Origin of the sequence: Actinoplanes sp. NPDC049668 (assembly GCF_044465445.1) — a bacterium.
Classification (GTDB): domain Bacteria; phylum Actinomycetota; class Actinomycetes; order Mycobacteriales; family Micromonosporaceae; genus Actinoplanes.
The window spans coordinates 942,330-966,872 of the sequence record NZ_JBITLR010000001.1 but is presented as its reverse complement, the minus strand read 5'-3'; the positions used below and the strand labels follow the sequence as shown (position 1 = coordinate 966,872).

Annotated in this window: 24 protein-coding genes, 1 tRNA gene and 1 pseudogene; 19 read left to right on the top strand and 7 right to left on the bottom strand. The window is 70.3% G+C overall.

Going from position 1 to position 24,543, the window contains the following annotated elements:
• Positions 1-8: 8 nt before the first annotated feature.
• Positions 9-476, top strand: coding sequence for a DUF4383 domain-containing protein (locus ACIBSW_RS04460; protein ID WP_354717530.1), 468 nt, complete (start codon positions 9-11; stop codon positions 474-476).
• Positions 476-934: a DUF4383 domain-containing protein gene (locus tag ACIBSW_RS04455; RefSeq protein WP_354717529.1), complete on the top strand. Its 459-nt coding sequence runs from the start codon at positions 476-478 to the stop codon at positions 932-934. The genes ACIBSW_RS04460 and ACIBSW_RS04455 overlap by 1 nt, the downstream gene beginning before the upstream one ends.
• Before the next feature lie 16 nt (positions 935-950).
• Here ACIBSW_RS04455 and ACIBSW_RS04450 read toward each other — a convergent pair whose 3' ends face one another.
• Together ACIBSW_RS04450 and ACIBSW_RS04445 are read right to left on the bottom strand one after the other, a co-directional pair.
• Positions 951-1,550: a TetR/AcrR family transcriptional regulator gene (locus ACIBSW_RS04450; protein WP_354717604.1), complete on the bottom strand. Its 600-nt coding sequence runs from the start codon at positions 1,548-1,550 to the stop codon at positions 951-953.
• 148 nt (positions 1,551-1,698) lie between these two features.
• Positions 1,699-2,667, bottom strand: a complete 969-nt coding sequence (locus tag ACIBSW_RS04445; protein WP_354717527.1) for an acyl-CoA desaturase — start codon at positions 2,665-2,667, stop codon at positions 1,699-1,701.
• A 331-nt stretch (positions 2,668-2,998) separates the two neighbouring features.
• Between ACIBSW_RS04445 and ACIBSW_RS04440 the strand changes: the two genes are divergently transcribed.
• The 9 genes and pseudogenes from ACIBSW_RS04440 (at position 2,999) to cysN (ending at position 12,430) form a co-directional block, all read left to right on the top strand.
• Positions 2,999-3,069: transfer RNA gene (locus ACIBSW_RS04440), tRNA-Gln, on the top strand.
• A gap of 75 nt (positions 3,070-3,144) precedes the next feature.
• A pseudogene (glmU, locus tag ACIBSW_RS04435) lies at positions 3,145-4,718 on the top strand (bifunctional UDP-N-acetylglucosamine diphosphorylase/glucosamine-1-phosphate N-acetyltransferase GlmU); the annotation flags it as partial.
• A gap of 33 nt (positions 4,719-4,751) precedes the next feature.
• On the top strand, positions 4,752-5,732 hold the full coding sequence (locus tag ACIBSW_RS04430) for a ribose-phosphate diphosphokinase (RefSeq protein ID WP_354717602.1): 981 nt from the start codon (positions 4,752-4,754) through the stop codon (positions 5,730-5,732).
• Positions 5,733-6,039: 307 nt separating this feature from the next.
• Positions 6,040-6,672, top strand: a complete 633-nt coding sequence (locus tag ACIBSW_RS04425; RefSeq protein ID WP_354717526.1) for a 50S ribosomal protein L25/general stress protein Ctc — start codon at positions 6,040-6,042, stop codon at positions 6,670-6,672.
• Positions 6,673-6,754: 82 nt separating this feature from the next.
• Entirely contained in the window at positions 6,755-7,342 is a 588-nt protein-coding gene (pth, locus tag ACIBSW_RS04420; protein ID WP_354717524.1) for an aminoacyl-tRNA hydrolase, read from the top strand.
• Between the two features lie 136 nt (positions 7,343-7,478).
• Positions 7,479-9,266 (top strand): sugar transferase, encoded by a 1,788-nt coding sequence (locus tag ACIBSW_RS04415; RefSeq protein WP_354717522.1) that lies wholly within the window; start codon positions 7,479-7,481, stop codon positions 9,264-9,266.
• Positions 9,267-9,286: 20 nt separating this feature from the next.
• Positions 9,287-10,171 carry an inositol monophosphatase family protein gene (locus ACIBSW_RS04410; RefSeq protein WP_354717520.1) on the top strand — a complete coding sequence of 295 codons (885 nt, stop codon included), beginning with the start codon at positions 9,287-9,289 and terminating at the stop codon, positions 10,169-10,171.
• Between the two features lie 49 nt (positions 10,172-10,220).
• Positions 10,221-11,132: a sulfate adenylyltransferase subunit CysD gene (gene cysD / locus ACIBSW_RS04405; RefSeq protein ID WP_354717519.1), complete on the top strand. Its 912-nt coding sequence runs from the start codon at positions 10,221-10,223 to the stop codon at positions 11,130-11,132.
• Positions 11,132-12,430, top strand: coding sequence for a sulfate adenylyltransferase subunit CysN (cysN, locus tag ACIBSW_RS04400; protein WP_354717517.1), 1,299 nt, complete (start codon positions 11,132-11,134; stop codon positions 12,428-12,430). Before cysD ends, cysN begins: the two co-directional genes overlap by 1 nt.
• A 55-nt stretch (positions 12,431-12,485) precedes the next feature.
• On the opposite strand, the gene ACIBSW_RS04395 is transcribed toward cysN, so the two are convergent.
• From ACIBSW_RS04395 to galE, 4 genes are all read right to left on the bottom strand, one after another.
• Positions 12,486-13,031 carry a hypothetical protein gene (locus ACIBSW_RS04395; protein ID WP_354717516.1) on the bottom strand — a complete coding sequence of 182 codons (546 nt, stop codon included), beginning with the start codon at positions 13,029-13,031 and terminating at the stop codon, positions 12,486-12,488.
• Positions 13,028-14,167 carry an XRE family transcriptional regulator gene (locus ACIBSW_RS04390; protein ID WP_354717514.1) on the bottom strand — a complete coding sequence of 380 codons (1,140 nt, stop codon included), beginning with the start codon at positions 14,165-14,167 and terminating at the stop codon, positions 13,028-13,030. Before ACIBSW_RS04390 ends, ACIBSW_RS04395 begins: the two co-directional genes overlap by 4 nt.
• Before the next feature lie 95 nt (positions 14,168-14,262).
• Positions 14,263-15,399: a galactokinase gene (gene galK / locus ACIBSW_RS04385; protein ID WP_354717512.1), complete on the bottom strand. Its 1,137-nt coding sequence runs from the start codon at positions 15,397-15,399 to the stop codon at positions 14,263-14,265.
• A gap of 13 nt (positions 15,400-15,412) precedes the next feature.
• Positions 15,413-16,390 carry a UDP-glucose 4-epimerase GalE gene (galE, locus tag ACIBSW_RS04380; protein WP_354717510.1) on the bottom strand — a complete coding sequence of 326 codons (978 nt, stop codon included), beginning with the start codon at positions 16,388-16,390 and terminating at the stop codon, positions 15,413-15,415.
• Between the two features lie 153 nt (positions 16,391-16,543).
• Here galE and trpS point away from each other — a divergent pair, with 153 nt between their 5' ends.
• The 4 genes from trpS to ACIBSW_RS04360 all read left to right on the top strand — a co-directional run bounded on the left by trpS (position 16,544) and on the right by ACIBSW_RS04360 (position 19,511).
• Positions 16,544-17,569 carry a tryptophan--tRNA ligase gene (gene trpS / locus ACIBSW_RS04375; RefSeq protein ID WP_354717508.1) on the top strand — a complete coding sequence of 342 codons (1,026 nt, stop codon included), beginning with the start codon at positions 16,544-16,546 and terminating at the stop codon, positions 17,567-17,569.
• Positions 17,566-18,108, top strand: coding sequence for a 2'-5' RNA ligase family protein (locus ACIBSW_RS04370; RefSeq protein WP_404799251.1), 543 nt, complete (start codon positions 17,566-17,568; stop codon positions 18,106-18,108). Before trpS ends, ACIBSW_RS04370 begins: the two co-directional genes overlap by 4 nt.
• An 85-nt stretch (positions 18,109-18,193) precedes the next feature.
• Positions 18,194-19,114 carry a YihY/virulence factor BrkB family protein gene (locus ACIBSW_RS04365; RefSeq protein ID WP_354717505.1) on the top strand — a complete coding sequence of 307 codons (921 nt, stop codon included), beginning with the start codon at positions 18,194-18,196 and terminating at the stop codon, positions 19,112-19,114.
• Positions 19,115-19,121: 7 nt separating this feature from the next.
• A complete protein-coding gene (locus tag ACIBSW_RS04360; RefSeq protein WP_354717504.1) occupies positions 19,122-19,511 on the top strand; it encodes a hypothetical protein in 390 nt (129 codons plus the stop codon).
• 7 nt (positions 19,512-19,518) lie between these two features.
• Here ACIBSW_RS04360 and ACIBSW_RS04355 read toward each other — a convergent pair whose 3' ends face one another.
• A complete protein-coding gene (locus tag ACIBSW_RS04355) occupies positions 19,519-20,100 on the bottom strand; it encodes a TetR/AcrR family transcriptional regulator (RefSeq protein ID WP_404799211.1) in 582 nt (193 codons plus the stop codon).
• Positions 20,101-20,201: 101 nt separating this feature from the next.
• Between ACIBSW_RS04355 and ACIBSW_RS04350 the strand changes: the two genes are divergently transcribed.
• The 4 genes from ACIBSW_RS04350 to ACIBSW_RS04335 all read left to right on the top strand — a co-directional run bounded on the left by ACIBSW_RS04350 (position 20,202) and on the right by ACIBSW_RS04335 (position 24,540).
• Positions 20,202-21,194 (top strand): ABC transporter permease, encoded by a 993-nt coding sequence (locus ACIBSW_RS04350; protein ID WP_354717500.1) that lies wholly within the window; start codon positions 20,202-20,204, stop codon positions 21,192-21,194.
• A 60-nt stretch (positions 21,195-21,254) separates the two neighbouring features.
• Entirely contained in the window at positions 21,255-21,530 is a 276-nt protein-coding gene (locus ACIBSW_RS04345) for an SCO4848 family membrane protein (RefSeq protein WP_354717498.1), read from the top strand.
• 194 nt (positions 21,531-21,724) lie between these two features.
• Positions 21,725-22,819, top strand: a complete 1,095-nt coding sequence (locus ACIBSW_RS04340; protein ID WP_354717496.1) for a BMP family ABC transporter substrate-binding protein — start codon at positions 21,725-21,727, stop codon at positions 22,817-22,819.
• 179 nt (positions 22,820-22,998) lie between these two features.
• Positions 22,999-24,540: an ABC transporter ATP-binding protein gene (locus tag ACIBSW_RS04335; RefSeq protein WP_354717494.1), complete on the top strand. Its 1,542-nt coding sequence runs from the start codon at positions 22,999-23,001 to the stop codon at positions 24,538-24,540.
• Positions 24,541-24,543 lie beyond the last annotated feature (3 nt).

Here is a 24,543-nt window from a genome sequence, read left to right as displayed (position 1 = left end):
GGGACACCATGGCGCACAATCCGGTCAACCACCCGCTGCGGCCGATCTACCGCGCCCTGAGCGCACTGGCCGGCGCCTACCTCGTGCTGTTCGGGCTTCTCGGTGTGATCCAGACGGCCGGCGAGGGCCTGTTCGGCAACGGTGACGACCGGGTGCTGGGTCAGCACACCAACCTCTTCTGGTCGTTCGTCTCGCTGGCGCTCGGCGCGATCGTGCTGCTCGCCACCGCCGTCGGCCGCAACGTGGACACCCAGGTCGACACGTTCATCGGCTGGGGCCTGCTGGTGGTCGGCAGCTACGAGCTGGCCGTGATCCGCACGGACGCCAACTTCCTGAACTTCAGCGTCGCGACCGTCGTGGTCACCTATCTGGTCGGTCTGGTGCTCATCATGGCCGGGCTCTACACCAAGGTCGCCCCGTCCGCCGCGACCGGAGCACCGCGACAGGAGCGCGAACGCCAGGCACAATCTGCCTGATGGCGCACTACCCGCTCAACCATCATCTCCGGCAGCCCTACCGCTGGCTCACCGCGGCCTCGGGGTTGTACCTGACGCTCTTCGGCGTCATCGGCATCGTGGTCACCTGGGGCGACCCGTTCTTCCACCGCGGCTCCGACTGGGTGCTCGGGCTGCGCACCAACCCGGCCGCCGCCTGGCTGTCCACGGTGGTCGGCCTGATCGTCCTGGTCGCGGCGCTGATCGGCGGCAACGTGCATCACCGGGTCAATCTGGTGATGGGCTGGGTCATCCTCGCCGTCGCGATGGTGCTGATGACGATGATCCAGACCGACGCGAACGTCCTGAACGTCTCGATGGTCAACATCGTCGTGCTGACCGTGCTCGGCCTCTTCATCCTCGTCGGCGGCCTCTACGGCAAGGTCGGCTCGGCGGAGGACAGCCGCCGCGAGCACGACGCCGCCCTGTTCCGGGACTGAGGCGTGCCCGCCCCCGTCACCGGGGGCGGGTCAGCAGCGTCGGCTTCGGGTCGAGGTGGGACAGCCCGTTCCAGGCCAGATTGACCAGGTGGGCCGCGACCATCTCCTTCTTCGGCTTGCGCGCCTCGCGCCACCACTGCCCGACGAGCGCCACCATGCCGACCAGCGCCTGCGAGTAGAGCTCCGCGAACTTCGGGTCCAGGCCCCGGGACTTGAACTCCGCGCCGAGGATGTGCTCGACCTGGTGCGCCACGTCGTTCATCACGCTGGAGAAGTTGCCCGCCGGGGAGAGGACCGGGGACTCGCGTACCAGGACCTGGAAGCCGTGCGGCTCGTTCTCGATGTAGTCCAGCAGGGCCAGCGCCGCCTGCTCCAGCAGCTCGCGCGGGTGTCCGCCGGTCAGCGCCGCGGCGACGCGGTCCAGCAGCGAGCGGACCTCGCGGTCCACCACGACGGCGTGCAGACCCTCCTTGCCGCCGAAGTGCTCGTAGACCACCGGCTTGGAGACCTTGGCGCGGGCCGCGACCTCCTCGACGGAGGTGGCGTCGAAGCCCCGCTCGGCGAAGAGCTGCCGGCCGATCGTGATGAGCTGCTCGCGCCGCTGCGCGGCCGACATGCGTACCCGGGAGGTGGCGGGGGTGGCAGCGGCCCGGCTCGACCGCGCGGCCGGCCGCGCACGCCGGCCGCGGGGTTGATCGCCTGTTTCGCTCTGGTCTGTCACCCCGCCATCCTGCCAGCCGGAGTCCGTTCCCACCGTCCGCCTGTCACGCCGGGGAATCCGCCTTAGCCAGCTTGGCGGCGACGCGCTCCGGCTTCGGCCAGCGCACCGCGTACGCCGCGCCGGTCTTTTCGAAGAGCCAGATCACCCGGGCCGAGATGTCGAGCTGGCCGCGCAGCACGCCGTGCCGGGCGCAGGTCGGGTCGGCGTGGTGCAGGTTGTGCCAGGACTCGCCGAAGGACACGATCGCCAGCGGCCAGAAGTTGGCGGCCTTGTCGCCGTCGCGCACCTCGAAGGGGCGCTCGCCGTACACGTGGCAGACCGAGTTGATCGACCAGGTGATGTGGTGCAGCAGGCCGATGCGCACGATGCCGGCCCAGAAGAACGCGGTGAGCGCGCCCTGCCAGGACAGGGTGATCAGGCCGCCGAGCAGCGCCGGGCCCAGCGTGGACACGATCACCCAGACCGGGAAGAGCGCGTCGACGCGGCGGATGTCCTTGTCGGCGAGCAGGTCGGGTGCGAAGCGCCCGCGGTTGGAGAGCTCGCGCTTGAACAGCCAGCCCAGGTGCGCGTACCAGAGGCCCTTGGTCAGTGCCCAGAAGCCGGTGCCGAAGCGCCAGGGCGAGTGCGGGTCGCCCTCCAGGTCGGAGAAGGCGTGGTGGCGGCGGTGGTCGGCGACCCACTGGACGATCCCGCCCTCGATCGCGAGCGAGCCGGCGATCGCCAGGGTGACCCGCAGCCAGCGCTTGGCCTTGAAGCTGCCGTGGGTGAAGTAGCGGTGGAAACCGACCGTGATCCCCAGGCCGGAGACGAGGTAGAAGACCGCGCCGATGGCGACGTCGGTCCAGGACAGCCAGCCGCCCCAGGCGACGGGCACGGCCGCGAAGACCGCGAGGAACGGGACGATCACGAAGCCGTAGAGGGCGATCAGGATGCCCCGGCTCTGCGGGCCCTCGGTCAGCGGCTTGGGGCCGGCGGCGGTGGCGGTCGTCTGCCCGGTGAGTACGGAAGTCATGGCACCTCACAAAGGTGGGACACGGGGGGAACGTGCACTACTTACGCCTACGTCACCGTAACTTACGCAACCGTAAGTTGGCTACGGAGAGTGTCGGAAGTTCGGCCGGTCGGCTGTCGGCGGCGCCGGCGAGCTGAGGCATCGCCGCGCGTTCGTTCGAGATTTCCGGCGCGGCCCGCGAAGACGCACAATCCGTCCACGGTTCGGCGCAATGTCGGAGACCCTTGTCCGGGGGAGTTCTGATGGGTGGGATTGCCGCCGAGACCGATTCGATCGAAGAGGTTACGATGTAGCCCGCGAACATGACCCTGCGGTTATGTCCGCATTGCCCTCCCGAGTCGTCTAAGGGCAGGACGTCACCCTTTGGTGGTGATTATAGGGGTTCGAATCCTCTCTCGGGAGCTTCTCTGTCCTCGGCTGAGCCGACGCCGCCGTTTCCGCACCGCCACCGCGATCAATGCATAGTCACTGCGACCAATGGAGTCCCGCGTGAGCCAGGCCCAGAGCCGTACCGTTGTCGTTCTCGCCGCCGGTGAGGGCAAGCGGATGAAGTCCGCCACGCCCAAGATGTTGCACCCGCTGCTCGGCCGCACGCTGCTCGGCCACGTCCTGCACGCCGCCGCGGCGGCGCGGGCCTCCCGCACCGTCGTCGTGGTCGGCCACAAGGCCGACCAGGTCCGCGCGCACCTCACCGAGATCGCCCCCGGCGCCACCCCGGTCCTGCAGGCCGAGCAGAACGGCACCGGGCACGCGGTCAGGATCGCCCTCGACGCCATTCCGGAGGCCACCGGCACCGTCGTCGTGCTCAACGCCGACGTGCCGCTGCTGCGCCCCGAGACGGTCGAGGCGCTGGTCGCCGCGCACGAGTCCACCAGCCGGGGCGCGACGGTGCTCGCCGCCGAGGTGCCGGACCCGACCGGGCTCGGCCGGATCGTGCGCGACGGCGCCGGCAACCTGGAGCGCATCGTCGAGGAGCGGGACGCCTCCGCCGAGGAGCGGGCGGTCCGCGAGATCAACGCCGGCATCTACGCGTTCGACGCCGCGCTGCTGCGCGAGGCGCTCGGCAAGCTCTCGACGGACAACGATCAGGGCGAGGAGTACCTGACCGACGTCTTCGGCCTGCTCGCCGCCGTCGGGCACCCGGTGGGTGTCTACGTGGCCGCCGACGCGCTGGAGACCCTCGGGTGCAACGACCGGGCCGAGCTGGCGCGGCTGCGCGCGCTGCTGCGGGACCGGGTCAACACCGCCTGGATGCGGTCCGGCGTCTCGATCCTGGACCCCGCGACCACCTGGATCGACGTGACCGTCGAGCTCGAGCCGGACGCGGTCGTGGACCAGAACTCGCAGCTGCAGGGCTCGACGTCGGTCGCGACCGGCGCGGTGATCGGGCCGGACACCACGCTGATCGACACCGTGGTGGCGGCCGGCGCGACGGTGCTGCGGACGCACTCGATCGGCGCGCAGGTCGGCCCGGACGCGACGGTCGGCCCGTACTCGTTCCTGCGGCCGGGCACCCGGCTGGGCCGCAAGGCGAAGATCGGCGGTTTCGTCGAGGCGAAGAACGCCGAGCTGGGCGCGGGCGCGAAGGTGCCGCACCTGACGTACGTCGGCGACGCCACGATCGGGCCGAAGGCGAACATCGGCGCGGGCACGATCTTCGCCAACTACGACGGGGTGAACAAGCACCACACCGTCGTCGGCGAGGCCGCGTTCGTGGGCAGCGACACCGTGCTGATCGCGCCGGTCGACATCGGCCCGGGCGCGTACGTCGCCGCGGGCAGCGCCATCGGCAAGGACGTGCCCGCGGGCAACCTGGGCGTCACCCGGGCGCCGCAGCGCAACGTCGAGGGATGGACGGCGCGTCAGCGCCCCGGCACGGTCTCGGCGGAGGCCGCGCAGCGGTTCGAGGAGCAGCAGGGCGGGGAGTAGACCGAAACCTGGCGACAAACCCAGCAGGACTCATCCCGGTCGGCGCAAGCTGGGGTGAGGCATCCCACGCCCTGGCTCCGGCACGTGGCGCCGGGAAGGCGCCGGGTAATACTTCAGGTGACAACCCCCTCGATTGCACGGGAGCGGACGAGCCGATGGGCAGCATCGTCGCGGAGAACCGTAAGAGTTTGATGCTTTTCTCCGGCCAGGGCTTCCCGGAGCTGGCGGAGGAGATCGGGCGGGTGCTCGGCGTCGCGCCGACCCCGTCGGATTCGTATGAGTTCGCCAATGGCGAGATCTTCGTCCGGTTCAAGGACTCGGTGCGGGGCTCGGACGCGTTCGTCGTCCAGTCGGTCACCGAGGGCGTGAACCGGTGGGTCATGGAGACCCTGATCATGATCGACGCGCTGAAGCGCGGGTCGGCGAAGCGGATCACGGTGGTCCTGCCGTTCTATCCGTACTCCCGGCAGGACAAGAAGCACCGCGGCCGGGAGCCGATCTCGGCCCGCCTGGTCGCCGACCTGCTGAAGACCGCGGGCGCCGACCGGATCCTGACGGTCGACCTGCACACCGCGCAGATTCAGGGCTTCTTCGACGGCCCGGTGGACCACCTGTTCGCGATGGACATCCTGGCCGAGCACGTGATGCGCAAGTTCGAGGGCCGGCCGATGACGGTCGTGGCGCCGGACTCGGGCCGGGTGCGGGTGGCGGAGCGGTGGACGGACCGGCTGGGCGGCTGCCCGCTGGCCTTCATTCACAAGACGCGCGACCCGCTCAAGCCCAACCAGGTGGTGGCGAACCGGGTCGTCGGCGAGGTCGAGGGCCGGGTCTGCCTGATCGTCGACGACATGATCGACACTGGTGGCACCATTACGAAGGCGGCGGACATCCTGTTCGACTCGGGTGCCGCCGACGTGATCGTCGCCTCGACGCACGCGCTGCTGTCGGACCCGGCCACGGAACGACTCAAGAACAGCCGGATCAGCGAGCTCGTGGTGACGAACACGCTGCCGCTGCCGCCCGAGAAGCAGCTGGACAAGATCACTGTGTTGTCGATCGCTCCGCTGCTCGCCCGGGCGATCCGCGAGGTCTTCGACGACGGCTCGGTGACCACGCTCTTCGGTGGCCTGAGCTGACCCGGGCCCGGCTCCGGTGCGCCCGCAAGGGCGCTGAGCTGGGCATGCAAGTTGCATCATCAGAGTGAAATTTTCACAGGGAGGGTCATCCGACCGGACCCGCCGGTTTACCTGTCAACGCGGAAGGTAAGCTAGTCCGGTTGCCACGGCGAGGGTGCCACGCGGTCTGCTGCAGTTTGCGGATTTCGCTTGAGGCACCGTGATCGACGCGGTGCTCCGGGCCTGTGCCCGCGCGCCCCTTCGCCGAGCGCCGATTGCCCGCAGCACGCCGACTTTCACGCCGCCCAACGTTTTCAGGAGTTTCCCCGTGTCCGAGGTAAAGATCAGCGCCGAGCCCCGTACCGAGTTCGGCAAGGGTGGTGCCCGCCGCACGCGCCGGGCCGGCCTCGTGCCCGCCGTGCTGTACGGCCACGGCGAAGCCCCCGTCCACATCGCGCTCCCCGCCCGTGAGTTCGCCGCGGCGATCCGCCACGGCGGCCTCAACCAGGTCTTCACGATCGACGTCGTCGGCGGCACCGGCGCGACGCTGGCCCTGCCGAAGGCGATCCAGCGTGACCCGATCAAGGACACCTACGAGCACGTCGACCTGATCATCGTCAAGCGTGGCGAGAAGGTCCAGGTCGACGTCCCGGTGACGCTGGTCGGCGACGCCGCCCGCAACACCCTCGTCGTCAACGAGTCGAACACCCTGGCCGTCGTCGCCGAGGCGATGCACCTGCCGAGCGGCTTCGAGGTCTCGATCGAGGGCCTGGAGGCCGGCTCGCAGATCACCGCCGGCGACGTGACCCTGCCGAAGGGCACCGAGCTCGCCGTCGACACCGACTTCGTGCTGGCGATCGTCACCGCGGCGCAGACCGCCGAGCAGCTCGAGGGCGACACCGGCGAGGCCGCCGAGACCGAGCCCGCCGAGACCGAGGCTGCCGAGGAATCCGCTTCCTGACCCGAAGAACCGCGATCTGCAGGGAAAGTGCCGGCCGGCACTTTCCCTCTTTTCGTAAAGGGCCGACAGAGGGGGCTCAGTAATGACCGACGACGCACCGTGGCTGGTGGTCGGCCTCGGCAATCCCGGGCGGGAGTACGCCGGCAACCGGCACAACGTCGGGTTCATGGTCGCCGACCTGCTCGGATCGCGGCTGGGCGGCAAGTTCGGCCGGCACAAGCGCGCGGTGGCCGAGGTCGCCGAGGGCCGGCTCGGCTTCGGCGGACCGAAGCTGATCCTGGCCAAGCCGCTGACGTACATGAACCTGGCGGGCGCGCCGGTGACGGCGCTGAGCCAGTTCTTCAAGGTGCCGGTGGAGCACGTGATCGCCGTGCACGACGAGCTGGACGTGCCGTACGGGCAGGTGCGCGCGAAGCGCGGCGGCGGCGAGGGCGGCCACAACGGGCTGCGCTCGATGTCGAGGTCGCTGGCGAGCAAGGAGTACGCGCGGGTCCGCGTCGGCATCGGCCGCCCGCCGGGCCGGCAGGATCCGGCGGACTACGTGCTCTCGGACTTCTCCGGTACCGAGCGCAAGGAGCTGGATTTCCTCGTCGACCGGGCCGCCGACGTGGTGGAGGCGGTCGTGCTCGAGGGCGTGGAGTGGGCGCAGAACAAATACCACGGAAGTTGATGAAAAGCAGGCGAATCAAATAGATCGTTTCATCCGTCTTGTCCGCCTTTTGATCCCGTGACGCGGCCCGGCTTGGCGCGTTGGTCACGTAGCGCACCGAAACGGTGCTGACACGTACCGGTACGGGGGAGGTCGGATGCAGCAGGACCTGTCCGAGGGCCACGAGGCGGCGCTTGACGAGCCGACGGTGCTGCTGCCGACGGTGCGGGTGCGCGACGCCCCGCAGGCGGAGCAGTACCCGGACAACCACGGCCCGGCCAACCACCCGCCGACCAACCAGGGCCCGCGCGCGCACCGGCCGCTGCCGAACCGGTCCCGCAACGCCAAGGTCGTTTCGCCGGTCCGGCAGGGCGGCGAGGCCGGCGACAACGCCGCGCCGCTGGCCGGCGCCGGCGGGCTGATCCTCACCGAGCAGGCCCGCAACCAGGCCATCGACCGGCTCTGGTCGACCGAGCCCAACCGCTCGTCCGCCGCGCGGCCGGCCACCAGGCCCTTCATCCGGGTACGCGGCCGGCACGCGGCGATGTCCCGGCGCCAGTGCTGGGAGCGGCGGTACGTGCGCACCCTCGTCGCGTGCGACCTGCTGGCCGGGATCGCCGCGGGCGTGATGACGTTCGGGCTGCGCTTCGGTGACGAGGTGACCACCTACAACCGCTGGTACCTGCTGCTGTCGGCGCTGCTGCCGGTGGTGCTGCTCGCCGTGCTGGTGGTGAGCCGGGCGTACGAGCGCCGGTTCCTGTTCGTCGGCACCGACGAGTACCAGCGGGTGCTCCGCGGCGGCGTCGGCCTGATCGCGGGGGTGGCCGTCTTCTCGTACGCGCTGGATCTCGACCTCGCGCGCTCCTACGTCCTGGTGGCGCTGCCCACAGCGATCGGCGCGGCCGTCGTGCTCCGGTTCGCCCTGCGCAAGCGGCTGCACATGTCCCGGGCCCGGGGGGAGAGCCTGCGCCGGGTACTGGTCGTCGGGCACGAGCTGTCGGTCATCGGCACCGCCCGCCAGCTGCGCCGGGAGAAGTACCACGGCCTTGAGGTGGTGGGCGCGTGCCTGCCGCCGGGCCACGACGGCGTGATCGACCTGCCGGTCTTCGGCACCTTCGACGACGTCGCGAGCGCGGTCGACCTGGCGGACGCGGACACCGTGGTCGTGCTGAGCTGCCCGGAGCTGGACGGCACCGTGCTGCGCCGGCTGGCCTGGCGCCTCGAGCGCGACGAGGTCGATCTGGTCGTCGCCAGCGCGCTGGTCGACGTGGCCGGCGCGCGTACCACGATCCGGCCGTTCGACGGCCTGCCGATGCTGCACGTCGAGCACCCGCGGCTGCACGGCGGCGCCCGCATCGTAAAGGACCTCTTCGATCGCTTCGGCGCCCTCGCCCTGCTCATCGTATTCGGGCCGCTGCTGTTAGCCGTCGCACTCTGCGTCCGGTTGACATCACGCGGGCCGGTACTCTTTCGGCAGGTGCGGGTCGGGCGTGACGGGTCCGAGTTCCGCATTTTCAAGTTCCGCAGCATGTACGTCGATGCCGAGGCCCGGCTGGCCGAGCTCCGGCATCTCAACGAGCACGACGGTGTGCTCTTCAAAATCCGTGACGATCCGCGCGTCACCCCGATCGGCCGGTGGCTGCGCAGGTTCTCGCTGGACGAACTCCCCCAGCTGCTCAACGTGGCGTCCGGGCGGATGTCGCTGGTCGGACCGCGGCCGCCGCTGCCGGAGGAGGTGGCCGCCTACGCCGACGACGTGCGCCGCAGGCTCGCGGTAAAGCCGGGCATGACGGGTCTATGGCAGGTTTCCGGACGATCGGACCTGCCCTGGGAGGAGGCGGTCAGGCTGGACCTTCGCTATGTGGAGAACTGGTCGCTCAGCTTGGACCTGGTGATCCTTTTGCGGACCATGACGGCGGTTGTTCGCTCATCCGGAGCGTACTGACATCTATGAGAGGCGAGACGATGGGCGAGCAGACAAGGACGTCGGCGCGCGTCACCGGTCAGCGCGACGCGGTCGCCGACGGCGGCACGCCGCCGGTCATCGACGCGGCGTTCGCGCGCTGGCTGGCGGACCGCGCCGGCCAGGTGCTGCTCCGGGTCCGCGACGAGATGGGGTACGCCGACGGCGCGGCGCTCAAGGCGGCCGGCGACAAGGCCGCGCACGAGCTGTTGCGCACCGAGCTGGCCCGCTGGCGCCCCGCCGACGCGGTGCTGTCGGAGGAGGACGACCACTCCCGCGTCGCGTGGCAGAACGGCGAGCCCGCCGCCCGCCCCGACCGGCTCGACGCCTCCCGGGTCTGGATCGTCGACCCGCTGGACGGCACCCGGGAGTTCTCCGAGGAGGGCCGCACCGACTGGGCCGTACACGTGGCGCTTTGGACCGCCGACTGCTCGCGGCCGAGCTGCCTCGCCGCGGGCGCCGTCGCGATGCCGGCCCGGCACCGCACGCTCGCCACCGACCTGCCGCCCGCGTACCCGCCGCTGCCGCTGGAGGCCGCGACCGGCGGACCGATCCGGATCGCCGCCAGCCGCACCCGGCCGCCGGCCTTCGTCACCGCCCTCGCCGAGGACATCGGCGCCGAGCTGGTGCCGATGGGCTCGGCCGGGGTGAAGATCGCCGCGGTGATCAACGGCGAGGCCGACGCGTACGTGCACGCGGGCGGGCAGTACGAGTGGGACAGCGCCGCCCCGGTGGCTGTGGCGTCGGCCACTGGGCTACATGCTTCCCGAATCGACGGGACTGCGTTGAAATACAACCAGGCCGATCCTAAGTTGCCGGATCTGGTGGTCTGTCGCAAGGACCTCGCTCCCCGATTGCTTGCAGCGCTGCAGCGTCACCTCCCGTAACCTGACCCCCGCGCAAAAGCTCGGCCGACACCCGAAAGGTCTGGAACCGATGAGCCAGACAAAGCCCTACCGCGTCTCGCATCTCGACGCTCTCGAAGCGGAGAGCGTCTTCGTCATGCGTGAGGTCATGGCGGAGTTCGAGCGGCCCGTGCTGCTCTTCTCCGGCGGCAAGGACTCGATCGTCATGCTCCGCCTCGCCGAGAAGGCGTTCGCGCCGGCGCGGATACCGTTCCCGGTGATGCACGTCGATACCGGGCACAACTTCCCGGAGGTCCTGGACTACCGCGACGCCCGGGTCGCCGAGCTGGGCCTGAACCTGGTCGTGGCCAGCGTGCAGGAGGCGATCGACTCCGGTGTGGTGCGCGAGCTGCCGGACGGCACCCGTAACCGGATCCAGACGCCGGTGCTGCTCGCGGCGGTGGAAAAGTACCGTTTCGACGCGTTGTTCGGCGGTGCCCGCCGCGACGAGGAGAAGGCCCGGGCGAAGGAGCGGATGTTCAGCTTCCGCGACGAGTTCGGCCAGTGGGACCCGAAGAACCAGCGCCCCGAGCTGTGGTCGCTGTATAACGGCCGGCACCACCCCGGCGAGTCGATCCGGGTGTTCCCGCTCTCCAACTGGACCGAGCTGGACGTGTGGCACTACATCGCCAAGGAGCGGCTGTCGCTGCCGAGCATCTACTACGCGCACGACCGCGAGGTCGTCGAGCGCGACGGGATGTTCTACGCGGTCAACGAGTTCATCGTCCCCCGGTCCGGCGAGAGTGTGCAGACCCGCCGGGTGCGCTACCGCACCGTCGGCGACGCGTCGCAGACCGCGGCGGTGCTGTCGGAGGCCGACACGGTCGAGAAGGTCATCGACGAGGTGGCGGCGACCCGGATCACCGAGCGCGGCGCGACCCGGGGCGACGACAAGGTCAGCGAGGCGGCGATGGAAGACCGTAAGCGGGAAGGCTACTTCTGATGAGTCAGGCAGTTCTGGAGTCCGACGAGGCTGCCGCCCGCAGCATGGACCTGTTGCGGTTCGCGACCGCCGGCAGCGTCGACGACGGCAAGTCGACCCTGATCGGCCGGTTGCTGTACGACACCAAGTCGCTCTTCTCCGACCAGCTCGAGGCGGTCGAGGCGGTCAGCGCCGCGCGTGGCGACGAGTACACCAACCTGGCGCTGCTGACCGACGGGCTGCGCGCGGAGCGGGAACAGGGCATCACCATCGACGTCGCGTACCGGTACTTCGCGACGCCGCGGCGCAAGTTCATCATCGCCGACACCCCGGGGCACATCCAGTACACCCGGAACATGGTCACCGGCGCCTCGACCGCGGACCTGGCGCTGATCCTGGTCGACGCCCGCAAGGGCCTGGTGGAGCAGTCCCGCCGGCACGCGTTCCTCACCTCGCTGCTGCGGGTGCCGCACCTGGTGCTCTGCGTCAACAAGATGGACCTGGTCGACTGGGACCGCGAGGTCTACGAGAAGATCGCCGACGAGTTCACCTCGTTCGCCGCCAAGCTGGAGATCGGCGACCTGACCGTCATCCCCGTCTCGGCGCTGGAGGGCGACAACATCGCCTCCCGCTCCGAGAAGAGCCCGTGGTACGAGGGCCCGTCGCTGCTGCACCACCTGGAGCACGTGCACATCGCCTCGGACCGCAACCTGGTCGACGTGCGCTTCCCGGTGCAGTACGTGATCCGTCCGCAGTCCACGGTGGTCACCGACTACCGCGGCTACGCGGGCCAGGTCGCCTCGGGCGTGCTCAAGCCCGGCGACGAGGTGATGGTGCTGCCGTCCGGCATGACCAGCAGGATCGCCGCGATCGACACCGCGGACGGCCCGGTCGACGAGGCGTTCCCGCCGATGTCGGTGACGGTCCGGCTCACCGACGAGATCGACATCTCGCGCGGCGACATGATCTGCCGGCCGCACAACGCGCCGACGGTCGCCCAGGACATCGAGGCGATGGTCTGCTGGATGGACGAGACCGCCCCGCTGCGCGTCGGCGCGAAGTACACCATCAAGCACACCACCCGCACGGCCCGCACGGTGGTCCGCGGCCTGCAGTACCGGCTCGACGTGAACACGCTGCACCGCGACGAGAGCGCGCCGCAGCTCGGTCTGAACGAGATCGGCCGGGTCAAGCTGCGCACCACGGTCCCGCTGCTCGCCGACGAGTACCGCCGCAACCGCACCACCGGCGGCTTCATCCTGATCGACGAGGCGACCAACCGCACCGTCGGCGCCGGAATGATCATCGAAGCCCAGTAGATACCCGGATCGCAACGTCACCCCGCCCGGCCACGGCCCGGCGGGGTGACGCGTTTCAGCTTGGGCACACCTGCATGTGGCTCGCCGGCACCCGCACGCCGCGCTCGGCGGACGACATCTGGCGGAGCAGGTCGAACGCCTCGGGGCAGCCGACCTCGTGAACGGCGAAGCACTCCTCCAGAATCCGCCACGTGTCGAAACCGGCCAAGCCGCGGCGCCTCGCGAAGTCCAGCGCCGGCTGGTCGTCGGTCAGGAAGAAGGCGCCCCGGTCGACGTACTGGAGGTGGTAAATGATCTCGGCCTCGCCCAGGTGTTTCGTCGGATTTCCGGGCAGCGCCCCGAGTGCGCGCCGAATGTTGTCGATCTCGATGAGGGCGGCCGTGGTTCCGCCGATCTCGACCGGCTCACCGAGCCACCCGGCGCCGAGCACCGATTGCAGGTAGGGCGTGAAGGGCAGGCTCCGCCGCAGTTCCCATTGAACCGTCTCCGTCCAGCGGGCTCGGTGGCCGTATCGACCCTCGAGAAGGTCCAGGCGGTCGACCGCCGCGAAGTTCCACAGCGTGCACGCGTCGAAGTAGACGTCGCCGATGCGGGAGTTCAAAGGTTGTACTCCATGGAGTCGGCGGTCTCGTCGGCCGTGACCTCCGTCGGGGGTCTGAGCTCCGCCAGCAGGAGTTCCGGGTCGATGGCCAGTAGCTCCGCCAGCGGGCGAACGCTGATCCGTCCCTGGAAGTAGGCCTCCATCGCGCGATCGAGGAGGTTTCCGGGTGCGCGCCGGTCGCCCCGAGCCTGCAGATCGCTTGCTCTCCCGCTGCGGAGCGCAATGCGGTTGGACGACATGGACCGGACGCGATCGCGGCCGGCCGCATTCACCACACCCACGTTGTGCAGGCGGAATGCCAGGGCGTCCAGGCTGACGCCGAACCGGCCGAGCAACTGCGCCACGATCTCCTCGGAGGCACCGCCGTGCGGTACCGCGGCGCGGATCGCTGCCTCCGGCATCAGGAAGGCGGCGGCGAAGGCGTTGGCTCGCGTCTCCTCCGGCGTCCTGCGGCCGAACACGTCCTCGTCCACCAGGAGATCCTGCGAGTCGCCTGCGACGAGGTGACCGAGCTCGTGCGCGAGCGTGAAGCGCTGCCGGGTCGCGGCGATATTGCTGCTCACCAGCGCGAGCCGGAACCCGCCGCAGGTTGCGCACAAGCCGTCGAGGCCCGTCGGCAGAGGTTCGAAGCCGATGTCGATCCCGAGCTTCTGCTCCAGCAGGTCGGAAAGCTCGGTCAGCTCGTAGGGCAGGTCGTCGTCGCCGATGCCCATCCAGGCCCGGGTCCGCCTGCTCAGCTCGGCGCCCTGTGCGTAGGCCTGGCCGTCCAGACCCGAGGAGTCGCAAAGACTCGCTGACCAACCGAAGCCAAGGTCGGCCAGCAGTCTTTCAAGCTCCAGGAGGAAGCGACTTCGGTCCAGCGCCGACATCAGCGCCGGGCTGGTGTCGGGCTGGGCCCTTGCGGCGACCGCCACGGTCGGCTCGGCCGAATCCGAGAGCAACGACTGCACGGAAACGCCGAGCCGCTCCGCGATCAGCGCCACCTCGAGCGACTTGAAGTTGCGGACTCCGCCCAATGCCTTCGACAAGGCGGACGGATCGATGCCGATGGCCTGAGCCAGGCTCTGCTGACTCAGGCCTGCGCTGTTCATGGCCGAGCGAATTCGCGAGATGAGCGTTTCGGAACTTACCGCCATGCGAAAACAGTATGTGGTCCTTGCGAAAATCGCAACGACGCAGCAAGCGGTTGATCAGGCAATTCATACATACGTTCTAGTTCGCGCTGTGCCGGTCAGGGCAGGCGGGCGGCGCCCGGGCCGGGGGTGGCCGACCAGGTGGTCGGTGCCGTGAAGCCGTGTTCGGCGTATGCGTGCTCCACCGCCGCCGTCGTCGCCTCCGCCCGGTCCGCGTCGATCAGGGCCAGGACGCAGCCGCCGAAGCCGCCGCCGGTCATCCGGGCGCCGTACGCGCCCGCCGCCAGCGCCGCCCGCACGGCAACGTCCACCTCCGGGACGGTGATCTCGAAGTCGTCGCGCATCGAGGCGTGCGACGCGGTCATCAGCGGCCCGATCTCCCGGATCCGCCCCGCGCGCAGCAGTCCGACCGTGTCCAGCACCCGCTGGTCCTCGGTGACGACGTGCCGGACCCGGCGCCGCATCACCTCGTCGTCCAGCTTGGTGAGCGCCTCGTCCAGCTCGTCCGGGTGCACGTCGCGCAGGGCCGGTACGCCGAGGATCCGCGCCGCCTCCTCGCACGAGCGGCGGCGGGCGCCGTACTCGCCGTCGACGTGCTGGTGCGGCGCGTTGCTGTTGATGATGAGGATGGCCAGGCCGGCGGCGGCCAGGTCGAACGGGATCTGCTCGACCTCGAGCGACCGGCAGTCCAGGAACAGCGCCCGGCCCTGCTCGCAGCGGATCGACGCCGACTGGTCCATGATCCCGGTCGGCGCGCCGACGTAGACGTTCTCCGCCCGCTGCGCCAGCGCCGGGCGCTCCGCAACCGGCAGGTCGAGGCCGCCGAGGTCGACCAGCGCGGTGAGCACCGCCGACTCGAGGGCCGCCGACGAGGAGACGCCCGCGCCGACCGGCACGTCCGAGGAGATCGCGATCCGGGCCGGCGGCACCTCGAAGCCCGCGTCGTGCAGGGCCCAGACCACCCCGGCCACGTACGCCGCCCAGCCCTGGACGGCGCCGAGCTCGGTGGACGTGAAGGTGACGGGCTCGGGCGCGAAGTCCGAGCACACCGTCCAGCCCGGCTCGCTCGACCGGGCCGCGGCGGCGACGACCCGCTGTTGCAGGGCGAACGGCAGCACGAAGCCGTCGTTGTAGTCGGTGTGCTCCCCGATCAGGTTGACCCGCCCGGGCGCCGCCCAGCGGCCGGTTGGCTCGCCGGCGAACGCGGCGACGAAGGCTGCGGAGGCGTCAGTCATGGCGACGATCAGATCACGCGACGTGGCTGCGGTAGAAGGCCCAGGCATCGCCGATCATGTCGTTCAGGGTGTTCTTCTCCGGCACCCAGCCGAGCTCCTCGCGGGCCCGCTGCGACGACGCGACCAGGGTGGCCGGGTCGCCGTCGCGGCGCGGCGCGATCTCGACCGGCAGGTCCGCGCCGGTGACTTCGCGGACGGCCTCGACGACCTGGCGGTTGGAGAAGCCGTTGCCGTTGCCGAGGTTGTAGATCCGGTGCTCGGAGGCGGTGGCCGCGTCGAGCGCCAGCAGGTGCGCCCGGGCCAGGTCCTGCACGTGGATGTAGTCGCGCACGCAGGTGCCGTCGACGGTGGGGTAGTCGTCGCCGAAGAGCTGCAGCTTGTCGCGCTTGCCCGCGGCGGCCTGCAGGGCGATCGGGATGAGGTGGGTCTCCGGGTCGTGGCGCTCGCCGATGGCGGTGCCGTCGGGGCGGATCAACGCGCCGGCCACGTTGAAGTACCGCAGCGAGACCGCGGCGAGGCGGTGCGCGAAGGCCTCCGAGGTCAGCGCGTGGTCGAAGGTGAGCTTGGTGGCGCCGTACGTGTTGGTCGGCGCCTTCACCGCGCCCTCGGTGATCGGCAGCTCGGTAGGGTTGCCGTAGACGGCGGCGGTGGAGGAGAAGACGAAGCGGGGCACGCGGGCGGCCCGGACGGCGTCGAGCAGGGCCAGGGAGCGGACCACGTTGTGATCCCAGTAGAGCTCCGGCTTGGTCATGGACTCGCCGGCGGCGATCAGGCCCGCGAAGTGCAGCACGGCGTCGAAGCCCGCGTCCGGGGTCAGCACGCCGCCGGCCTCGGCGATGTCCGCCTGCACGAACGTGGCGTCGGGTGCGACCGCCTCGCGGAAGCCGGTGCTGAGATTGTCCAAGACGGTGACCTCGTGTCCGGCGTCGAGCAGCAGCCGGCTGGTGACGCTGCCGACGTAGCCGGCGCCTCCCGTGACGAGCAGTTTCACGTCGTGACCTTTCGTGGCGGGGTGCGTTGACGGACGCGGGACTCTAGCTTAACTTTCCACCAAGAACGCTCAAAAGTCAACAGATTCAAACATCAGACTATCGGTAGCCGGGCGTTTGACGGAAAGCCAGCCGAGACTGACACAATGGCGCTCATGTCCGACGCCGACCACCGTCCTCGGGTGCTCTCCGGCATCCAGCCGACCGCCGACTCCTTCCATCTCGGCAACTATCTCGGCGCGGTCCGGAACTGGGTCGCGATGCAGGAGACCGCAGACGCCTTCTACTGCGTCGTCGACCTGCACGCCATCACCATGGGGCACGATCCGGTCGCCCTGCGCGCCCGCACCCGGCTCTCGGTGGCGCAGCTGCTCGCCCTCGGGCTCGACCCCGAGCGTTGCACCCTGTTCGTGCAGTCGCACGTGCCCGAGCACGCCCAGCTCGGCTGGGTGCTGAGCTGCATCACCGGCTTCGGCGAGGCCGGCCGGATGGTCCAGTTCAAGGACAAGTCGGCGAAGCAGGGCTCCGACACCACCAGCGTCGGGCTGTTCACCTACCCGATCCTGCAGGCGGCGGACATCCTGCTCTACCAGGCCGACGCCGTGCCGGTCGGCGAGGACCAGCGGCAGCACCTGGAGCTCACCCGCGACCTGGCGCAGCGCTTCAACACCCGCTTCGGACAGACGTTCACGGTGCCGTCGCCCTACATCGTGCGCGACACCGCGAAGATCACCGACCTGCAGGACCCGACGTCGAAGATGTCGAAGTCCGCGTCGTCGCCGAACGGCATCATCGAGCTGCTCGAGGATCCCGCCCGCTCGGCCAAGAAGATCAAGTCGGCGGTCACCGACACCGGCCGCGAGATCCTCTACGACGAGGAGAACAAGCCCGGCATCAGCAACCTGCTGACCATCTACGCCGCGCTGACCAGCCGGACCATAGACGAACTGCTCGAGCAGTACGACGGCCGCGGCTACGGCGACCTCAAGAAGGACCTCGCCGAGATCGTTGTCGAGTTCGTCAAGCCGATCCAGGAGCGCACCCGCGCCTACCTCGAGGACCCGGGCTACCTGGACAAGATCCTCGCGGTCGGTTCCGACAAGGCGCGCGCCGTCTCGGCGGTCACGCTGGCGAGCGCGTACCAGCACATCGGCTTCCTCAGCCCCGCGCGCGGGGCCTGACCCAGGTGGCCGAGGGCACGACGCGCATCGGCGTCGCGATCGACATCCCCGAGCCGTGGGGCTCGCAGCTGACCCGGCGCCGGGCCGAGGCGGGTGATCCGCAGGCCGCGTACACGCCGGCGCACGTCACGCTCCTCGGCCCGACCGAGATCGTCACCGAGTCGCTGCCCGCCGTCGAGAAGCACCTCGAGGCGGTGGCCTCGGCGCAGCGGCCCTTCACCATCCACCTGCGCGGCACCGGCACGTTCCGGCCGATCACCGAGGTCGTCTTCGTGACCCTCGCGGTCGGCATCAGCGAGTGCGAGCTGCTCGCGGGCGCCATCGCCGCCGCCGACGGGGTGCACCGCGACCAGCGGTTCCCGTACCACCCGCACGTCACGGTCGCGCAGGACGTGTCGGGCGACGCCCTCGACGCGGTGTTCGAGGAGCTCGCCGGCTTCTCCGCCCGCTTCGACGTCGGCTCGTTCACCCTCTTCACGCACGGCGGCGAGGGTCCGTGGCAGCGTCGCCGGGACTATCCGCTCGGCGGTCTGCGTTAGCCAGCCGGACCCGCCGGACGAAGCCCCGGAAAATGCGGGCGGGCCTGCGGAGACACCGGTCACTTCTTTCGGTACGGTCGGCGGCGTGAACGCCATCGACCGGGCGTACGCGGCGGTCGAGGCCCGGATCATGGCGCTGCGGCACCGCTCCCCGCAGTTCGACCACTTCTGCCGGGCCTGGCTGCGCTACGAGGCGGTGCTGGGCGGGCGGCTCGCGGCGGCGATCGCGTACTACGGCTTCTTCGCGGTGTTCGCGCTGACTCTGATCGGCTACTCGGTCTTCGGCTTCCTGATCAACTCGAACGTGGACCTGTTCGAGGTCGTGCAGGAGTTCCTGGAGCAGAACCTGCCGTTCCTGGACGTGCAGGCCATCGTCGACAGCGGACGCACGGTCGGCATCGTCGGCATCGTCGGCCTGGTCTTCACCGGCATCGGCTGGGTCGAGGCGATCCGCTCCTCGCAGCGGCTGATCTGGCAGCTCAACCAGCAGCCCGGCTACATCGGCGTCCGGCAGGCCGTCGATCTGCTGGTCCTGATCGGAATACTGCTGCTGCTCGCCGTCTCGGTGTTCGCCGTCTACGGCCTCGAGGAGTTACTGGAGTGGATCGCCGGCGGCGAGGCCTCGCTCCTGCGCTCCGCCGTCAACCTGATCCTCACCGTGGCGATCAACATGGTGCTCGCGGCGGCCCTGCTGGCCGCGGTGCCGCGCCTGCGGATGACCGCGCGCCGGATGCTTCCGCCGGTGCTGCAGGTCGGCATCGGCATCACCCTGCTGAACACCGTCGGCCGGTTCTTCGTCAACCTGGTCGAGCGTAATCCGGCGTACGCCCTGGTCGCCAGCGCCGTCGGCGTGCTGGTCTACCTGTACGTCTTCAACCAGCTGCTGCTCTTCGGCGCGTCGTGGGCGGCGACCAGTCCGCACGGCCGGGTGGTGGACCTGTCGGCGGACGATAAAACCGCTCCGGTGGGGCAAAACACCTGGATCCGGCACGACCGGGCGCAATGATGGGCGCGTGGGCACCCTTGTGACGCTGCACCTGCCGCCCGACTCGCCGGTGGCGGACCTGCCGTGGATCATCACCATCGGCGCGCTGGACGACGACGAGGAGTGGGCGCCGCTGGTCTGCGGGCCGTACGAGCGGCCGCACGCCCTCGCGCTGGCCCAGGCCGTCGTCGCCGACGAGGACCTGATGGCGGTGGTCGAGCCGCTGCTGCCGCTGGCCGAGCTGGCGGCGATCCGCGACGAGATCGCGCTGGCCCGGGCCGGAAACGATCCCGGCGTCGACGCCGAGGAGGTGACCGCGGACGAGCCGCGCCGCACCACCCCGGGCCGCCCGCCGACCGGGTCCGAGGTGCGGGCCGGCTTCGGCCGCATCGCGGCGCGGCTGGCCGCCGGCGGCTGACCAGCGCTCAGCCGAGCAGCGTACGCACGCCCCGCAGGTAGGTCTCCTTGTCCGGGTAGCCGACCAGCTGGCGTTGCAGCGCGTAGCCCGGGAACAGCCCGAACAGCACGGCCGACATCGCCGCCACGTCCGTGTCCGGGCCCAGTTCGCCCCGCTCGACCGCGCGCCGGGCGATCGTCAGGAAGGGCTGCCGCAGCTCGCGGTAGCGCTCCCGGACGATGGCGCCGATCGCGGGATCGAGGACCGCCTCGCTCCAGACCTGGAGGGCCAGCGGGAAGAACCCGTCGGGTCCGGTCTGCGCGTCGGCCAGCTCCAGCACCCGGTCCATCGCCTCCATCAGGGGCAGGTCCAGATCCGCGAGCTCCTCGAGCTGAACGACCAGCCGGCCCGCGACGCTCAGGGAGATGGCGTTGATGATCTCGTCTTTCGACTTGAAGTAGCGGTAGACCGCGCCCACCGACAGCCCGGCCTCCTGGATCAGGTCCTGCATCGACGTGTTGTGCAGGCCGTTACGCAGGAAGCAGAGGCGGGCCGCGGCGAGAATCTGCTCGCGGCGGGCGGTCAGGTGGTCCTCGGATACACGTGGCACGTCGCACATTCTAAAACGAACGCTCGTTCTTGACACCCTCGACCGACCGGGAGCAAGCTGTGGGTACCAAAGAGAACGAGCATTCGTTTTAGGAGACCGACATGTCCAGGCTGCCGAGAGCAACCTCCCTGGCCGTCCTCGTCGCCGTGGCCGCGGTGGCCGTGCAGGCCCTGCTGGTGCCGCTGTTCGCCGGGCCGGCCGCCAACCTCGAGCCGCGCGACCTGCCCGTCGCCGTCGCCGGTCCGGCGCCCGCCGCCGATCAGCTCGCCGCGCGCCTCGCCGCCGCGCACCCCGGCGCCTTCGACGTCCGGGTGGTCGCCGACGCAGACGCCGCGATCCGGAACCGCGACGTCTACGGCGCGATCGTCCTCGGTCCGCAGGGGCCGTCGCTGCACGTCGCCTCCGCCGCCGGCCCGGCCGTGGCGAGCCTGTTGACCCAGGCCACCGCGACGCTCGGCGAAGGCCGGCCGGTTCCGGTCGTCGACGTCGTGCCGAACGACGCGGACGACCCGCGCGGAGCCGGGTTCGGCTCGGGCTTCCTGCCGCTCGCCATGACCAGCCTGGTCGCCGGGATCCTGACCTTCCTGCTCGTCAGGCGCCGGGGCGACCGGCTGCTCGCGCTCGGCACGTTCGCGGTGCTCGCCGGCCTGGTCGGCGCGGCCGTCCAGCAGTACTGGCTCGGCGTGCTGCCGGGCGACTACCTGAGCAACGCGGCCGTGATGGGCCTGTTCGGGCTCGCGGTCGCCGGCACCGTCGCCGGGCTGGCCGCCGTGCTGGACCGGGCCGGGCTGGCGCTGGGCGCCCTCACGGTCTTCCTCGTCGGCAACGCGCTCTCCGGGGTCAGCTCGGCCGCGGAACTGCTGCCGCAGCCGTGGGGGACCGTCGGGCAGTACCTGCCGATCGGGGCGGGCTCGACGCTGCTCCGCTCGGTCGCGTACTTCGACGGCAACGGCGCGGGCACCGCGATCTGGGTGCTCTGCGCGTACGCGATCGGTGGTCTGGTCCTGGTCTCGGTCGGACGGCGCGGGCTGGCCGGGCCCACCGCCGAGGTCGCGCCGGTCACCGCGGAGCGTGAGCCCGCGCTGGCGGGCTGAGCGACGGATCGCCGGGGGCAGCGCCGGACGGCCGCCCCCGGCCCGCGCATACTGCTCGGCGTGGTGCTCTCGCGGCGGTGGTCGGCGTTCCTGGTGGCGGTCGGTGTCTGGACCTGGTTGATCTGGCCCCGGTTCGGGCTGGCGATCTGGAAGGACGACCGGTCCTTCTCGGGCGGCGCGCCGACGTCGTTCCTCTGGGTGCACGCCCTGCTGATCGGCGCGTCGCTCGTCATCGGCACGACGGTCGGCGTGCTCGGCGTCCGGGCCTGGCGCAAGGCGGGCCCGCGCGCCGCCGAAGAAAGCGCCGTCGCGGGCGGACGCGCGCCGAAAGATTGACTGCCGATTACCCGGCCAACCGGGCAATTGCCTCCCCGTGGACGCTAAAGCAGCGTTCAGCAGCCGACGCGATTGCAGCCAGATAACGGTGCGCCAACAGTCCGGGCCGATTTCCTGACGCCGCCCTGGCCTGCGGCTACGCTCCCGCCTGAGACGCACCGCGAGGTGTCGGTGCGCTGTGGAAGGAGGGCGTCTTGCGCCCAGTACGTGGGAAGCGAATCGTTGCGATTCTCGCGGCGGGTGGGCTCTCGCTCGCCGCCGCTGCCTGTGGCGACGCCCCTGAAGAGACCCCCAGTGGCTCCGGCGCGAGCACCGCGGCGGCATATAAGGCCTGCATGGTCACCGACACCGGTGGCATCGACGACAAGTCGTTCAACGCCTCGGCGTGGGCCGGCCTGCAGGCCGCGAAGGAAGCCCAGAGCAGCGTCGAGCCGAAGTACGTGGCGTCGACCTCCGAGGCCGACTACGAGCCGAACCTGCGGCAGTTCGTCACGCAGAAGTGCAACTTCATCCTCTCGGTCGGCGGCCTGATGGGCGACTCCACCAAGAAGGTCGCGACGGAGAACCCCAGCCAGCAGTTCGGCATCGTGGACGCCGCCATCCCGGACGCGACCAACGTGTTCCCGATGCAGTTCGCCACCGAGCAGGCCGCGTTCCTGGCCGGCTACCTCGCCGCGGGCTACTCCAAGACCGGCAAGGTCGCCACCTACGGCGGCCTGAAGATCCCGCCGGTCACCGTCTTCATGGACGGCTTCGCCGACGGCGTCGCGCACTACAACAAGGTCAAGGGCAAGAAGGTCGCCGTGCTCGGCTGGGACAAGGCCAAGCAGAACGGCACCTTCGCCGAGAACTTCGGCGACCAGAACAAGGGCAAGTCGATCACCAACACGTTCGTCGCCCAGGGCGCCGACGTGATCATGCCAGTGGCCGGCGGCACGGGCCTGGGCACCGCGGACGTCGCCAAGGCGTCCAACGGCAAGGTCTCGGTCATCTGGGTCGACCAGGACGGCTGCAAGAGCGCCGAGCAGTACTGCGAGGTCTTCCTGACCACGGTCGTCAAGAACATCACCGACGCCGTCAAGGGTGCCGTCGTGGACGGTGCGAGCGGCAAGCCCCTCGCCGCGACCCCGGGCTACCTGGGCACGCTGGAGAACAACGGCGTGTCGATCGCGCCGTTCAACCAGTTCGAGAGCAAGGTCGACGCGGGCCTCAAGGCCGAGGTCGACAAGCTGAAGGCGGACATCATCGCGGGCACCGTCAAGGTCGAATCGGCCAACGCGCCCAAGTGATCCGCGGTTAGATCCAGCATTTCGGCCGCCGCGCGGTCGCGGGGGTTCTTTTCCCCGCGGCCTGCGCGGCGGCTCTGCTCAGGCTGCTAACGTCCCTCCGTTGATCACCAGCCTCTCGTCTGCAGGAGATTCCGCTGAGACTCGAACTGCGCGGCATCACCAAGCGCTTCGGCGACCTGGTGGCCAACGACCACATCGACCTGACCGTCGAGCCCGGCGAGGTGCATGCCCTGCTCGGCGAGAACGGCGCGGGCAAGTCCACCCTCATGAACCAGCTCTACGGGCTGCTGCAGCCCGATGAGGGCGAGATCGTCGTCGACGGCGAGGCGCGGACCTTCCGCAGCCCCCGCGACGCCATCGCCGCCGGCATCGGCATGGTCCACCAGCACTTCATGCTCGTGCCCGTCTTCACCGTCGCGGAGAACATCGCGCTGGGCGCGGAGAAGACCCGGGCCGGCTTCCTGGACCGGCGCCGGGCCCGGCGCGAGGTCATCGAGGTCTCCGAGCGGTACGGCCTGCCGGTCGACCCCGACGCCCTGGTCGAGAACCTGCCGGTCGGCGCGCAGCAGCGCGTCGAGATCGTCAAGGCGCTGACCCGCGACGTCGACCTGCTCATCCTCGACGAGCCGACCGCGGTGCTGACTCCGCAGGAGACCGAGGAGCTGCTCGCGGTCATGCGCGGGCTCGCGTCCGCCGGCAAGTCCATCGTCTTCATCACCCACAAGCTCAAAGAGGTCAAGGCGATCGCCGACCGGATCACCGTGATCCGGCGCGGGCGCACCGTCGGCACCGCCTCGCCGCAGACTCCCGAGGACGAGCTCGCCGCCCTGATGGTCGGCCGCGCGGTCAGCCTCGAGGTCAGCAAGGCGCCGTCCGAGCCGGGCCGGGAGGTTCTCAAGATCTCCAGCCTGATCGTGGACGACGACCGCGGCGTGCGCGCCGTCGACGGCGTCGACCTGGTCGTGCGCGCCGGCGAGGTGCTGGGCATCGCGGGCGTGCAGGGCAACGGGCAGACCGAGCTCGTCGAGGCCGTCATGGGCCTGCGCCAGCCGCGCGGCGGCGAGATCACGGTCGACAACGAGGACCTCACCAAGATGTCGACCAAGCGGATCCTGCGCTCCGGCATCGGCTACGTGCCGGAGGACCGCAGCCTCGACGGCGTGGTCAAGGAGTTCTCCGTCGCGGAGAACCTGGTGCTCGACCAGTACGACCGGGCGCCGTACGGCAACGCCTTCCGGCTCAACCCGGCCGCCGTCGCGGCGGCGGCGCGGGAGCGGGTCGAGCAGTTCGACATCCGTACCTCGTCGCCCGAGGCGGCGGTGAGCACGCTCTCCGGCGGTAACCAGCAGAAGGTGGTCGTGGCCCGGGAGCTGTCCCGGCCGCTGCGGCTGTTCATCGCGTCGCAGCCGACCCGTGGTGTGGACGTCGGCTCGATCGAGTTCATCCACGGCCGGATCGTGCACGAGCGGGACGTCGGCACGGCCGTGCTGGTGGTCTCCAGCGAGCTGGACGAGGTGGTGGGCCTCGCCGACCGGATCGCGGTCATGTACCGGGGCCGGATCCTGGCGATCGTCTCCCCGGACACGCCGCGCGAGGAGATCGGCCTGCTGATGGCCGGCATCACCGATCCGGACGCGGCCGTGCCCGCGCCGGACGCGGAACCGGCCGCGGACGAGACCGACGGCGACGGCGACGGGGTTGCAGAGAAGGGGACCAAGTGACCA

Coding starts and splice junctions, on each gene's coding strand:
- ACIBSW_RS04460 (WP_354717530.1), top strand. CDS start 9: ATGGCGCACAATCCGGTCAACCACCCGCTGCGGCCGATCTACCGCGCC.
- ACIBSW_RS04455 (WP_354717529.1), top strand. CDS start 476: ATGGCGCACTACCCGCTCAACCATCATCTCCGGCAGCCCTACCGCTGG.
- ACIBSW_RS04450 (WP_354717604.1), bottom strand. CDS start 1,550: ATGTCGGCCGCGCAGCGGCGCGAGCAGCTCATCACGATCGGCCGGCAG.
- ACIBSW_RS04445 (WP_354717527.1), bottom strand. CDS start 2,667: ATGACTTCCGTACTCACCGGGCAGACGACCGCCACCGCCGCCGGCCCC.
- ACIBSW_RS04430 (WP_354717602.1), top strand. CDS start 4,752: ATGGGCAGCATCGTCGCGGAGAACCGTAAGAGTTTGATGCTTTTCTCC.
- pth (WP_354717524.1), top strand. CDS start 6,755: ATGACCGACGACGCACCGTGGCTGGTGGTCGGCCTCGGCAATCCCGGG.
- ACIBSW_RS04415 (WP_354717522.1), top strand. CDS start 7,479: ATGCAGCAGGACCTGTCCGAGGGCCACGAGGCGGCGCTTGACGAGCCG.
- ACIBSW_RS04410 (WP_354717520.1), top strand. CDS start 9,287: ATGGGCGAGCAGACAAGGACGTCGGCGCGCGTCACCGGTCAGCGCGAC.
- cysD (WP_354717519.1), top strand. CDS start 10,221: ATGAGCCAGACAAAGCCCTACCGCGTCTCGCATCTCGACGCTCTCGAA.
- cysN (WP_354717517.1), top strand. CDS start 11,132: ATGAGTCAGGCAGTTCTGGAGTCCGACGAGGCTGCCGCCCGCAGCATG.
- ACIBSW_RS04390 (WP_354717514.1), bottom strand. CDS start 14,167: ATGGCGGTAAGTTCCGAAACGCTCATCTCGCGAATTCGCTCGGCCATG.
- galK (WP_354717512.1), bottom strand. CDS start 15,399: ATGACTGACGCCTCCGCAGCCTTCGTCGCCGCGTTCGCCGGCGAGCCA.
- trpS (WP_354717508.1), top strand. CDS start 16,544: ATGTCCGACGCCGACCACCGTCCTCGGGTGCTCTCCGGCATCCAGCCG.
- ACIBSW_RS04350 (WP_354717500.1), top strand. CDS start 20,202: ATGTCCAGGCTGCCGAGAGCAACCTCCCTGGCCGTCCTCGTCGCCGTG.